At 22.2% G+C, this 13,077-nt stretch carries 16 protein-coding genes; 3 read left to right on the forward strand and 13 right to left on the reverse strand.

The annotated features are described in order from the left end of the window. Nucleotides 1-13 precede the first annotated feature (13 nt). Nucleotides 14-1,135 (reverse strand): DNA-methyltransferase, encoded by a 1,122-nt coding sequence (locus ACJA27_RS03305; RefSeq protein WP_406617877.1) that lies wholly within the window; start codon nucleotides 1,133-1,135, stop codon nucleotides 14-16. 108 nt (nucleotides 1,136-1,243) lie between these two features. Then, the gene (locus ACJA27_RS03310) at nucleotides 1,244-1,420 is read right to left on the reverse strand and encodes a hypothetical protein (RefSeq protein ID WP_406617878.1); all 177 of its coding nucleotides are present in this window, start codon (nucleotides 1,418-1,420) and stop codon (nucleotides 1,244-1,246) included. A 126-nt stretch (nucleotides 1,421-1,546) separates the two neighbouring features. Between ACJA27_RS03310 and ACJA27_RS03315 the strand changes: the two genes are divergently transcribed. After that, nucleotides 1,547-1,831: a hypothetical protein gene (locus ACJA27_RS03315; protein ID WP_406617879.1), complete on the forward strand. Its 285-nt coding sequence runs from the start codon at nucleotides 1,547-1,549 to the stop codon at nucleotides 1,829-1,831. 71 nt (nucleotides 1,832-1,902) lie between these two features. Here the strand turns inward: ACJA27_RS03315 and ACJA27_RS03320 are convergent, their stop codons facing one another. The 4 genes from ACJA27_RS03320 to ACJA27_RS03335 form a co-directional block, all read right to left on the reverse strand. After that, entirely contained in the window at nucleotides 1,903-2,802 is a 900-nt protein-coding gene (locus tag ACJA27_RS03320) for an HAD hydrolase family protein (RefSeq protein ID WP_406617880.1), read from the reverse strand. Nucleotides 2,803-2,868: 66 nt separating this feature from the next. Further along, nucleotides 2,869-3,180, reverse strand: coding sequence for a thioredoxin family protein (locus tag ACJA27_RS03325; RefSeq protein ID WP_406617881.1), 312 nt, complete (start codon nucleotides 3,178-3,180; stop codon nucleotides 2,869-2,871). 94 nt (nucleotides 3,181-3,274) lie between these two features. Next, on the reverse strand, nucleotides 3,275-4,705 hold the full coding sequence (locus ACJA27_RS03330; protein WP_406617882.1) for a lipoprotein 17-related variable surface protein: 1,431 nt from the start codon (nucleotides 4,703-4,705) through the stop codon (nucleotides 3,275-3,277). A 140-nt stretch (nucleotides 4,706-4,845) separates the two neighbouring features. After that, on the reverse strand, nucleotides 4,846-6,126 hold the full coding sequence (locus ACJA27_RS03335) for a hypothetical protein (RefSeq protein ID WP_406617883.1): 1,281 nt from the start codon (nucleotides 6,124-6,126) through the stop codon (nucleotides 4,846-4,848). Nucleotides 6,127-6,333: 207 nt separating this feature from the next. On the opposite strand from ACJA27_RS03335, the gene tsaB reads away from it, so the two are divergent. Both tsaB and tsaD read left to right on the forward strand, forming a co-directional pair. Next, nucleotides 6,334-6,882, forward strand: coding sequence for a tRNA (adenosine(37)-N6)-threonylcarbamoyltransferase complex dimerization subunit type 1 TsaB (tsaB, locus tag ACJA27_RS03340; RefSeq protein ID WP_406617884.1), 549 nt, complete (start codon nucleotides 6,334-6,336; stop codon nucleotides 6,880-6,882). Then, a complete protein-coding gene (gene tsaD, locus ACJA27_RS03345; RefSeq protein ID WP_406617885.1) occupies nucleotides 6,882-7,832 on the forward strand; it encodes a tRNA (adenosine(37)-N6)-threonylcarbamoyltransferase complex transferase subunit TsaD in 951 nt (316 codons plus the stop codon). The genes tsaB and tsaD overlap by 1 nt, the downstream gene beginning before the upstream one ends. A 187-nt stretch (nucleotides 7,833-8,019) precedes the next feature. Here tsaD and ACJA27_RS03350 read toward each other — a convergent pair whose 3' ends face one another. The 7 genes from ACJA27_RS03350 to ACJA27_RS03380 all read right to left on the reverse strand — a co-directional run bounded on the left by ACJA27_RS03350 (nucleotide 8,020) and on the right by ACJA27_RS03380 (nucleotide 13,069). Continuing rightward, nucleotides 8,020-8,625, reverse strand: coding sequence for a hypothetical protein (locus tag ACJA27_RS03350; RefSeq protein WP_406617886.1), 606 nt, complete (start codon nucleotides 8,623-8,625; stop codon nucleotides 8,020-8,022). Nucleotides 8,626-8,635: 10 nt separating this feature from the next. Next, nucleotides 8,636-9,499, reverse strand: a complete 864-nt coding sequence (ylqF, locus tag ACJA27_RS03355; protein ID WP_406617887.1) for a ribosome biogenesis GTPase YlqF — start codon at nucleotides 9,497-9,499, stop codon at nucleotides 8,636-8,638. Continuing rightward, nucleotides 9,489-9,779: a DivIVA domain-containing protein gene (locus ACJA27_RS03360; protein ID WP_406617888.1), complete on the reverse strand. Its 291-nt coding sequence runs from the start codon at nucleotides 9,777-9,779 to the stop codon at nucleotides 9,489-9,491. The genes ylqF and ACJA27_RS03360 overlap by 11 nt, the downstream gene beginning before the upstream one ends. Nucleotides 9,780-9,788: 9 nt before the next feature. Further along, nucleotides 9,789-10,550, reverse strand: a complete 762-nt coding sequence (locus ACJA27_RS03365) for a TrmH family RNA methyltransferase (RefSeq protein WP_406617889.1) — start codon at nucleotides 10,548-10,550, stop codon at nucleotides 9,789-9,791. Continuing rightward, entirely contained in the window at nucleotides 10,543-11,088 is a 546-nt protein-coding gene (locus ACJA27_RS03370; protein ID WP_406617890.1) for a tRNA (cytidine(34)-2'-O)-methyltransferase, read from the reverse strand. The genes ACJA27_RS03365 and ACJA27_RS03370 overlap by 8 nt, the downstream gene beginning before the upstream one ends. A 66-nt stretch (nucleotides 11,089-11,154) precedes the next feature. Then, nucleotides 11,155-11,985, reverse strand: coding sequence for a HinfI family type II restriction enzyme (locus ACJA27_RS03375; protein WP_406617891.1), 831 nt, complete (start codon nucleotides 11,983-11,985; stop codon nucleotides 11,155-11,157). Continuing rightward, on the reverse strand, nucleotides 11,975-13,069 hold the full coding sequence (locus ACJA27_RS03380) for a DNA-methyltransferase (RefSeq protein ID WP_406617892.1): 1,095 nt from the start codon (nucleotides 13,067-13,069) through the stop codon (nucleotides 11,975-11,977). Before ACJA27_RS03380 ends, ACJA27_RS03375 begins: the two co-directional genes overlap by 11 nt. Nucleotides 13,070-13,077 lie beyond the last annotated feature (8 nt).

The following is a 13,077-nucleotide window of genomic DNA, read 5'->3' on the forward strand; positions in this document are numbered from 1 at the left end:
AAAACTATGCTTTTTATTTTATTCATTTTAAAATTTTGTTTTTAGAAGTTTTATCATTAGGTAAGTTATAACAAATTTTTTCCTTTATTGATTTATATCATAAAATAGATTGATTATAAAAATTTTTATCTAATTCAATGCCAATAAATTTCCTATTTAATGAAATAGCAGCTATACCTGTTGAAGCTGAACCACTTGTAAAATCTAAAATTATATCTCCATTATTACTAAATACATTAATTAGTGTTTTCAATAATTCTTGGGGTTTTTGAGTAGGATGTATATTGTTAACATCTTTTTTAAATTCCAATACATTTTTGAAAATTTTTTCATTATTTGGAATATTAAAAATTGTTTTATTTTCATCATTTCACATGGTTTTTATTTCATCATAATGTTTAAAAAAACTAAATTTATCTATTCTGTATTCTTGAATAAGTTTATTATAATTTTCTTTTGTAGGTATATAAAAAGTTCTATTTTTAAATCTAAAACAATGGTCCAAACCTTGACCTAATTTATTAATTATTTCTTTTTTAGTATCTGGTATTTTTTCCAGTAAATTACCAAAATATTTTCTTAATTCTAGACTATTACTTTCATCTAAAGATTTTCTAATCAACAATATTTCTTCATAGTAATTTAATGGTGTGGTTTTTGAATTAAAGCCATTTGCATGGTTATTTTTAACCCAAATCATTTTATTGGATAAACTATATTTTTCATAATTGTTCATTTCACTAATTAATTGATAAGTAAGTGGTTCTTGTGAAAAAAGTAATATATTTGCATTAGGTTTAGAAATTTTAAAACAGGAATCAAACATTTTATGTTTATCAATGACTATATCTCACTTGGGAATTGATAATTTATTTTTTCAACCTTCTATAGATAATCCTTGAACTGTTCCATATGGTATATCAGTAATAATATGGTCAACAATAATACTATTATTAATAAGTGAATTCATAACTTCTATACATTCACCATTAATTAAACAAAAATCACCATCTAAGTAAAAATCTTTAATAATTTTATTTTCCTTTAAATTATTTAATAAATTTTCAGAAATATCATTTTTTTTAAAATTAAAATTTGTTTTATCAATTTTAGTTTTATTAGTTTTTATATTCATGATTTTAAAACTCCTAAAATATTTTTAATTTAATGGTGAATTTATATTTCATAAGAAATCTATTAAATATTATTTAACAAAAAACAAAATTTTATAAACATTTTTAATTTATTTTTTTATATTTTCATAATAATTAGCAATTATTGTATCTACAATTTTCGAAGCGGAAAGATTATATTCTTTTGAATCATTAATTATTTTTTCTACTAATGATTTTCTAATTGTATAATGAGTAGAAACTGTCAAATCTTTTTCTTGTTTTTTAAATAACTCTTTTTTTATCATAACATTCCTTCTATATTTATAGAATAATTATAGCAATATTTAGCATTTTGTAATTTAATAAAATTGTTTAAAATAAATACAATTAGAACATACAATTTTATTTTAAAAATAATCAAAAGGAGAAAAATGATATATTGCACTTCTAAAACTTTAAACATTAAACCAGAATTAAAAGATGAATTTAATAAATGAATATATGAATTTATAAATGAAGCTAAAAAAGAAGAAATGAATTTATCTATTGATGGTGGATGAAAAAAAGATAATATTTTTGTAATTTTTGAAAGATGAAGTAGTGAGCAAACTTGTAAAAATTTTTATTCTAATAAACAAAATAAAGAAAAATATATAAAAATTAATTTTTTTGTTTCATCTCCTATTACATATTTTTCTTATAACACTATAAATTAATTATTACCTAGTTATTAATTTAATTTAAAATAACATTTTCCAAAAAATGGTAAATGTTATTTTAAATTTCTTTAATCTAATGTTTTATTTTTTAACTCATTAAAAATATGTTTATTAATTTTTTTATTATATTTACATTCTTCTTTATAAGGAATATTTAAAGAAGAATGAATAATTTGTGCTATACCAGCTTTAGAAAATTTTGGCCCTATATAGTCAGCATATATTTTTAATTCTTTTGAAGAATTATTCATAGCTATTAATTTACCTACATATCCTTTTGTAGATAAATCCGACATAGAATCTCCTATATGTATCGTATTTTTTAAACTTAAATTTTTTAATTTACAATAAGCAACGACCGCTAAACCTTTATCAGCTTTTATATTAGTTAATTCTAATATAAAATTATTTGAAGCTAAATTCACTTTTAATTCATTACCAAAATATAAATTAATTTTTTTTAAAATTGTTTTAGCAGAAAATAATTTTGAAACAATAAGAGCTATTTTTAATACTCTTTTTTTAGAAATATAGTTTTTATAATTTTCAATTTCGTAAAATTTTTTTCAAGCGAAAGTTCTTCCTAACAAACGATAAAAATTATTTGAACCGTAAAAACTATCACCATTTTCATGAAAAGTTACAAAACTTGTTTTAGAAGTAATTGCATATTTAATAATTTCATTAACAATATTATTATCAATAGAATAAGATTTAACTAATTTTCCATCAATATAAATTTCCGAACCTGAAGAAGAAATAACATCTTTAACATTAAGAAGTAACATAAGTTCTTGTACCTTAGGATCGGAAAAATTTCTTCCCGTTGATATAACTACATTTGCATATTCTTTTAATAATCTAATGGCTTCAATATTTTTATAACTAATTAATTGTTTGTTTCTTTTATCAATTAATGTTCCATCTAGGTCTAAAAAATATGTTGTTATATCGTTATTCTTATTCATAAGTAATATTTATTATATTAAATAAATAAAAATACCTTGCTTTTTATAACAAGGTATAAATAAATGTTATTGAAATTTAGATACAACTTTTTTTAATTCTGGATAAGGCAAATATCCTTGATTTTGTTGAACAATTTTTCCATTTTTAAAAATAAATCAAGCAGGTATTGATTGGACTCTAAATTCAGCCGCCAAATCTTTTTCTTGATCAATATTTACTCTAAAAACTTCAATTCCATCTTTTTCATTTAATTGAGTTAAAGATTCTTTAAACATTCTACATGGAGGACATCATAAAGCATGAAAAACAAGTAAGTAAACACCTTCTTTTTTTTCTATATTTTCAAAAACAAAATCTTTATTAACATCTTGTAACATAATAAACTCCTTATTAAAATATTAAGTGGTAATATCATTATAGCAAAAAGTTATTTTTTTAATAAAAAAAAGGCTAAAAATAGCCTTTTTGTTTTTAATCTTCTAATTGAGCAGTGTAAATTTCAGTAGCATCTTTTGATAATTTATATTTAATTACTACTTTTCCATTTTCTAATGAAAAATAAGGTGTAGTTTGACTTCCTTTTTTTACAGAAGCTTTTATTTGAGTATATCCACTAGGGGCATTTTCATTTATTGTAAGTCATGAAGAAACAGTCGCTTTTTGTGCAGCTGATTTATTATTACCATATTTGATATCATTTTTACCAGCAATAATAATGTAACCTCATTTGCCAGATGTTAATTGTGATTTAATTTTTTCTATTTCTGTTTTATAGTTAGAATCTGATTTATTTACTTTAAAAAGAGTACCATTTTTAGCTAAATCTTCTAATGAATTACCTGGAGTAGGAGTAGTTTCTGTATGTTTTTGTAAATTTTCAAATGTATAAGTATAATAAGCAGTTACACCAGCGTTTGTAGAATCCTTAAATGTTTTATCTTTAAATTTAAATACTACAGGCATTTTCCCTTCTTTAGCTTGTGCTAAACTTTTATCATATTCAGTTTTTTTAGATTGATTCTTTGTATAACCTATAAATAATCCTGAATATTGAAAATTAGAATTTGGTAAAGAAGCATCTTTGTTTACAGTTATATTAGAATCTACAATTTCTCAACAATCTTTATTAGTTGGTACATTAACATTTAAAGCATCGAAAAAGGTTTTAGCCTCGTCTTTAAAACTTTTTCTTAAAGTTTCTTTATATTCTTTCACCACTTCTTTATTAGAAACTTTGCTTGTATATTTAACCTTTATTGTAATTGAATGGTTAGCATCATCAAATTCAGGTTCTAAAATTTGTACATTATAATCCTTTACATTATTTGAAGTTAATGCTTCATCATTGATATTTGTAAGATTGGTTTTATCTAATAATCTAACAAATTTTTTATTTTCAATTTTTTCTTTTTTGATTGTTGTTTTACCAGTAGTTACAATATCATAGTATGAATCTTTTGAAACATTTAAGGTTAATTTTTGCAAAAATGCTTCAATAGCTTTATCATCTTTATTTGGGTTAGTTCCGGGATTTGGATTAGGTTGTGGTTGAGGAGTAGGTGTTACTGAACCATTGGTTTTAAACCCTGATAATGTTTTTTTAATTGTATATTTTTTACCTTTGTATTGTGCTTCAATTTCTACGTCCAAAGTACCATAAGCATCATTTGGCGTAATTTTTGTTACTTTTAAAGTTGCTCCATCATATGAACTTTTAAGATGAATATCAGTAACTTTTACTTCTGAAGGTTTATATTGATTATTTGATTTTGATAAAAATGCTTTAATTGAATCATTTATTTGATTTTCAGAAACTGTTCCACAAGAAATTGTTGATGGTATAACAGTTGCTACAGTAATTATGGTTCCCATAATAGGAAATATTAATTTAGATTTTTTCATTTTTTCCTTTTTGAATTAAATTTATTTTTTTATATAAAACTAAAATATTATATATTTTTGATTTATATACATTTTAATAATGTAAAAATTTACATATAAAAAACCATATAGAAAATCTATATGGTTAAATTATTATTTTTTTAATCTTGGAATCCAGAAACTTCACAATCTATTGTACCTTCAAGTCCTTCTACAGAATCTTGAATTTTTAAAGTAATAATTATTGTTTTATTGTCTTTTTTCTTAAATGAAACGTATTCATATGTTAAATTATAATCTTCTAAATCTTTACCATCTTTCATTGTTAAGTCAAGGTTACCTTTAATAAACTCATCAGTAACATCATCTACTTTAGTGCTTTCTTTATCAGCTAAATCAGCAACAATTTGTGTTAATTTATCTTTAAATTCTTGTTCTTCATTACCTGTTGATTTTTTAAAACCAGAAATAGTAACTGTTTTTTTATTACTTTTAATATTTTCATCTTCATTTGCTATTAATTGAAAAGTTACATCAATACTTGTTCCATCTGCATTTACTTTTATTTCTACATTTTCTTCATCAATAGAATAAACGGTTTCATTAAAACCAGAGAATTCTAAAAGATCAGGAGTAATACCACTAGCTTTTTTATTTTCTTTATCTTCAACATCTACTTTTGTTTTTTGAAGTTCTTTATTTATATCTTCAGAAGTAGCAGTAACCTTCTTTTTAAACCCTGTTACTACTTCTGTTTTTGCTTTACTTTTATTTCCAGAAGCAATGTCTTTAACAGCATAAGTAACTTTTAAAGAAACATTATCAGAACGTAATTCAGATTTAAAATCAACAATTTCATATTTTTCATAATCTAAATCTTGTCCATTTAGTTTAAAAACAAATTCATCTGCTTTAACACCATTAAATGATTCAGCATATTTTTCAGATTTATCACCTACATCTGCTTTAATACCTTTTAATACTTCATCTAAATTAGTTGGATTTTGAGTAACTTGTTTAAAACCAGTTAAAGTTTTTCAAGTTTCAGTACTTTCTTTATTTGTTGCAATTTCAATTAACTTATAAAATACTTTTACAGACATTTTATCTGATAAAACTTCTAATTTAGTAACTACACATTTAAATTTGTTTTCATCAAAACCTTCTGGTGTTACATCATCTTTAGTTAAATTATTAGCAAAAGTTTCAGCAACATTATCAACTTTTAAAGTAACTTTTTTAAGTTCTTCACTAAAATTACTTTTGGGATCAATTGGGCCTTGTAAAGGTTGATTTGGTTTGTTAGGTGTATTCGGAACATTTGGTACTTGAGGATTTTTTTGTTTATTATCATCACATTTTGAAGAAATAAACATAGTAGGAGAAACAGCTAAAGCAGTTAAAGATATACCTAATATCATTTTCTTTTTATTTAATTTCATTTTTGCTCCTTATTTGAAATTTGAATTAAATACTTATAACTTATTAATTTTATAATTAATTTTATTATTTAAAAATGATTGATAATTTTTACAACAAAAAATCTATTTTTATTAATAAAAATAAGTATAAGTAAAATAATATTTTCTAAAAATAGTAAGATATTACTTATAAAAAATATTCTAAAAAAATAAGATTTTAAGGAAAAAATGAAGTTATATTTAGACACTGCAAATGAAGATTTTTATTTACAAATTCTTAAAGAAGATAAACCTATTTATATTAAGCATTTACCTAACTATGCTAAAAAAGTAGATTTAATTCCAAATTACATAAATGAAGCAATGCAATTAAATAATTTTGAATTAAAGGAAATAACTGATTTTTATTTAAATATAGGTCCAGGTTTTTTTACAGGGGTAAGAATTGGTTTAGTTTTTATAAGAACAATTGCTTTGATAACAAAAGCTAAAGTTCACACAATTTCTACATTTGAAATTTTAAAAAAACAATATCCAAATAAAGAGAACTTTAAACTTGAAGCAGCAGGTAAAAAAATCTATTTATATAAAAATAAAAATCAAACTTTTAATCCTAAAGAAATAATAGTTGAATTAGGAGAAAAAGAAGACAAAATCAATTTTGAAGATTTAAATAGTAACTTTATAAAATACATTCCTTTATTTAAAAAATGAAATAATATTTTAGATATTGAACCTATATACATCAAATTACCTCAAATAGGAGGAAAAAAATAATGAAAATTTTAGGTATTGAAACTAGCCACGATGATACATCTATTGCTTTATTTGAAGATAATAAGATTTTGGATATGATAACTATTTCTCAAATAGATATATTTAAGACATTTGGCGGAACCATTCCTGAGCTTTCTTCAAGAGAACATGTTAAAAATATTGCTTTAATTGAAAAAATGTTTTTAGATAAATGAGATTTAACAACATTAGATTACATAGCATATACAAAAGAACCGGGTCTAATTGGTACTTTACAAATTGGTTTTCTTTTTGCTTCCGCTTTATCATTAACTTTAAATAAACCATTAATTCCTATCAATCATTTAGAAGGACATTTTTTTTCTGCTGCTATAGAAGATAAAATAGAATATCCTTCATTAACTTTACTAGTATCAGGTGGACATAGTCAATTAATGCTAATAAACAATCCTTTTGATATTAAAATTTTAGGGCAAACATTAGATGATGCTGTTGGTGAAGCTTTTGATAAGGTAAGCACTAGATTAGATCTTGGATTCCCTGGAGGACCTATAATTGATAATTTATATGAAGCAAAATATCAAATGTTAAAAACTAAAATAATAAAATTTACCACCCCACACACAGAAAATATTTATGATTTTAGTTTTAGTGGTTTAAAATCACAAGTTATAAATTATGCTCATAATTTAGAACAAAAAAATCAATATGTTGATAAAGAATTAATAGCTATTAGTTTTCAAGAATGCGCTATTAATTACTTAATAGAAAAAACTAAATTAGCATTTAATACTTTCAAACCCAAATCTTTAATTCTTTGTGGTGGAGTTTCCGCTAATAAAGAATTAAGAAAAAAATTTTTAAAAATTTCCCCTTTAGCAAAAGTTCCTAACTTAAAATATGCTACTGATAATGGAGCAATGATTGCTTCTTGTGCTTATCAACAACTCATATACAAAAATAAAAAATAATTAATAAAATATTTCTTTTATATGTTAGAATAATGTTAATGCATTCATATGAATGGTTACTAGTCCCATAGGGATAGTTGCTTAAGAGTATAACCCTCCTTTCAGTTTAATAATTAAATTAAGCTGTGCGCGGTAAAAATTTATTAAAAAAGCAAGTACAACCTTGCTTTTTTAATTTTCAAATTTTTTAATTTTCAAATATTGGAAAATGAACATTACGTTTAAAACCTAATTTAACATATTTTCTTACATAATTCATTATTTCTGTATCAAATTCATCTAAAATTTCATTGTTTTTAGATTGGGGATCTTTTTGATTTATTTTTTTTACAATTATATGCAATAAAACATTAACAACAACTAAATAAATAAAAATAAAAGCAGTTATATTTATAAATACTAAAAATAGTACGATATTAATTTTTGATTTCTGAACATTAATGGCTTTGGAATTTTTAAATAATTGATATAAAACCATACCAAAAACAACAAGAAGAAAAATTATAGTCATAATTCCCATATTAATATTTGAACTTGCTTTACGAGCATTCATTTCTCTATTTAAGTTAATATAGTTGTATCAACGTTCATATTTATTTAATTTGCTTAATTTTTCTTTTTGTTGAAGCATTTCCAATTCAAATGCCTCTTTTTCATTGACCTGATCATCTTTTTGATTTGAATCCATTAATTCTTCTGAATTAGAAGATTCTATAAAAACTTGTTCATTATTTTGAGCACCTTTTTCTTCTACTACTTCATTTTTTAATTCTTCACTATTTTTTTCTTCCATTTTTACCTCACTAATCAAAAGTTATATTTTTTAATTCTTTAACTCAACTAATTATATAAACACATACACGATTATAGTCAATTTGTTTATTAGTATTTAAAAACATCATTTTAAGAGCTATAAATTCTAAAAGTTTTTTTGCACTTAATTCATCATTAACAATTTCAAAATAACTAAAATCTCTTTTTATAATTTCGGGATAGTATTTATAAACTAAAATTAAAAATTGAGTAGCTAAAAACATTTTAGAAAAAATTTCATTACTTATAGAATTTATAGCAAGTAATTTTATTCCAGTTTCATTATCTTCTATTTTAGGTAATAATATTCCTGGTGTATCCATTAAAAATAAATTATCAATAGCAACTCAATTTTTGATTTTTGTTACTCCTGGATAATTTGCAACTTTTAAAGTTTTTTTATTAGCTAAAAGATTAATTAATGTTGATTTGCCAACATTAGGAATACCTACAACAAAAATTTTAATTCTAGGTTTAATTAAACCTTTAGATAAATCTTTTTGCTGTTTTTGATAAGTAATTTTATTTATTTCTTTTTCAATTATTATTTTAGAATTTTGCTTTCTTAAATCTAACCATAATAAATGTTTATCTTTGTATTGTTGAGTAACTAAATCTTTTTTAGATTTATCCATTAAATCACTTTTAGTTATAATGAATAATCTAGGTTTATTAGGAGCTATATTATCAAAATCAGGATTATAACTACTAATAGGACAACGGGCATCCAAAATAACTACAATTAAATCAACTAAAGAAGAATTTTCTTTTAGTTCTCTCATTCCTTTAGCCATATGGCCAGGATATCAATTTATTTTGCTTATAGTTGAATCTAATTCATTTTTAGAATTCATTAGTTTTATCCTTTTGACTCTTATTTGCTTCCTGAGCTTGTTTTAGCCTTTTATTTTCTTTAGTTAAATTATTAATTTTAGTTTTGCATACGGTTATTTGAGTTCTTGTTTCATCTAATTGTTTTTGTAAAAGATCTTTTGATAATTTCAAATTTTCTATGTCATTTTGTAATTCTGTTAAAAAACCATCTACTTCAATGGGAGTATAACCATTAATAAAATTAGAAAAATTTTTTAATGCAATTTTATTTTTTAACTCTTCAAAATCTGAATCATTCATATTTACTCCTTAATTATTTTCTATTTTATTTAAAATAATAGCTGCTGCACAAGCAACATTAATACTTTCAAAATTTATTGGTATATAAATTTTAGAACTTGATAATTTTAAAATTTCCTTTTGTATACCTTTTCCCTCGTTGCCAAAAATTAACACTTGTTTTTCATTTTTATTAAATTTAAAATCATTGAATGAATATGAATCTTTTTCTAAACTAGTGGAAATTATTGAATAGTTTTTATGTTTAAAATCTTGAATAAATTTTAAATTATCAATATTTTTAATTTGAAAATAATTTATTTTTAAAATAGCCCCTTGTGTTGATCTAATTAATTTATTATTATTAAAGGCAACATTACCTATAACAGTATCAAAATTAAATGCTGCTGCTAAACGAATAATAGTTCCAACATTACCTGGATCTTGAACATTATCTAAAAAAATTATTTTTTTAGATTTATAAATATCTTTATTATTTTGTAATTCACATAAACCTATAATTCCTTGAGGATTTTGAGTAGATGAAATTGATTTTAAAACTTCATAAGTTACTTGATTATATTCAATATCATTTGGTATTTTTTTATAGAAATTATTATTTTCTAGTTCATATATTTTTTTAATTAAATTTATTTTTAATGCTTCTTCGACTAAATGATAACCTTCTAAAATAAAAAAATTACTTTTAGAATCTCCTTTTAAAAGTTTTCTTAAAAATTTAATTTGAGGATTAGATAAACTTTTTATAACTTCAAATTGCATTTTATTCATTAGTTCATTTTTTCGAAACTAAGTAATCCCTTCCTTTTTGAACTTCAAATTTACTTAAATTTTTAAAATCAAATTGTCTTGCTACTTCATAACCTAAAATAGCTACACAATTAGCAAGATTTATTGATCTCATAGTTTCAAACATTGGAATCCTTAAACAATGTTCTAAATGTTTAAATAAAATATTTTTATCAATTCCTGTAGATTCTCTACCAAACATTAACCAAACATCACTATTAGGATTTTTTTTAGACTCTAAAACATAATCAATATCTGAATATGTTTTGTTACCATATCTAGTAATATAAAAAACATCTATACTAGAATATTTTTTATAAAATTCTTCATAACTTTCATGAACTTCATGCTGAATATCACTTAGAAGTCTTCCAGCACCTGAACGAGCCATATGCACCGGATCTAAATCAAAACTTATTGGTTTAATAATATGCAATTTTGCATTTAAAGCTACACACGTTCTAATAATATTACCTGTATTAGGGGGTATTTCTGGTTGAAAAAGTACTATATTTAACATTTAATTATTATACTTAAATGTTAAATAATAAAATAACAAAGTTAGAACAAAAGTGTTATAAAAATATTATTTTATATTATTTTCTTCATCCAAAATTTTAATATCTTTAACAATGTGATTATATAAATTATCAAATAGCTTAATAATATTTTCGTTTTCGCTTAATGTTGTCATATATGTTTCTATATCTTTATATTCAATATTTAAAAATTCATTGAAAAAATGTTTTCCTCTTTTAATGTTTGTCTTTTCCGGTACATAAATATTACCTTTTAACTTTTTATTTGTAAAATAGAAAATAATCGGAATTAAGCTGTCATATTTATTAATTTTTAATTTATTCAATAAATAAGCATATGTTTTAATAAATTTTCTATTAATATCTACATATTTTCCAGAATCATGATCATCATTATATTTAATTTCTAAATAATAAAATTTATTATTTTCTTCATCTTTAAATAACAAATCAACATCATGCTTAATTTCATAAATAGGTTCTTCATCTTTATGTTTGAAAATTTCTTTTAATAAGCTATCAAAGTCAATATCTAAATTTTCTATTTCATTTTCTTGACATTTAATAATATATTGATCTATTAAATTATTGTTATATTTTGAAATTTGAAATTTATTATTTTTATTTTGAGATATACTATCAACAATTTTATATTTTGAATTTTTACTAATTAAGGTAAACATTAATTCTTCAATAAAATTACCAAATTGAATATTTAAAGATTGCAGCAAACCATTAAATATTCTATATTTTTCAGGAATAAAATGAATTTTTTTACTATGAATATTTTTAAATTTTTCAATTTTTTCTTGTGAACTTAAATTTTTTAAAATTTTTTTAACTGAAGTAAAAATAATATTTTCAATATTATTGTTCATAATTATTATTTTTTTTATCCTTTCTATATTGATTTCTAATTTCTGAAATAGAAATCAACTCTTGATTATTTCTTTTTACATAAAAATAATCAAAACCATTTACCCTAATATTTTTACCCATCATATATCCTGCTATTTCATGCATAGAATGTATTTCTTCTCCATATTTTAATTTTCCTGTTTTATCAATTAATATTGCTTGTTCTCCATTTTTATGATAAAAAATTTCTCCAATTTTAAAATAATTTTTTCCTATCATATCTTGCATTTTTACTTTTTCAGGTTTAATATCTAATTCTGAACTTTCTATTTTGCCTATTTTAGGTATTATTTTATCTAATCTTTTTTGACCATATTGTATATACTTTAAATCTTGTTCTATGAGTACGTAATTTCTTCCATATTTTTTTGCCACTACTCCTGTAGTCATTGTTCCACCAAATGGATCCAATATTAAATCTCCTGGTTTAGTAAATAAAGTGACAATTCTATAAAGTAATGCTTCCGGTTTTTGGGTATTGTGTAATTTATTTCCTTCATCATCTTTTAATCTTTCATTGCCAGAACAAACAGGAAATTCTCAAATTGATCCCATTTGTTTATTATTATTTAAAAATTTACCTGTTTTGTAATTAAATACGAATTTTGATTTTTTAGATTTTGCTGCCCAAATTAAAGTTTCATGGCTGTTATTTAATCTTGTTCCTGCAAAATTTGGGGTTGGATTTGTTTTTTTTCAGATAATATCATTTATTATTCAAAAACCAAGTTCTCTTAAAATTGAACCAATTTCATATATTGATTGCATTCCAGAAATAACACAAAGAGTTCCATTATCCTTTAATAATCTTTTTACTTCCGATAATCAGCTTTTAGTAAATTTTTTGTATTCATCCATAGAAAAAAAATTATCTCAATAATCATTACAACCTTTAAATTCAGTTCCTTCTACTCGATATAATTTTTTATTTTTTTCTAATTGCATAAAATATGGTGGATCAGCAAAACAAAAATCAAAAGTTTTCTCTGGGATTTTTTTCATTACCTCTGTTGTTTCACCTTGTAAAATAACATTATTTTTCATTTTAACCT

It is taken from the genome of Mycoplasmopsis lipophila, from assembly GCF_045276895.1.
GTDB classification, from domain to species: Bacteria; Bacillota_I; Bacilli_A; order Mycoplasmatales; family Metamycoplasmataceae; genus Mycoplasmopsis; species Mycoplasmopsis lipophila.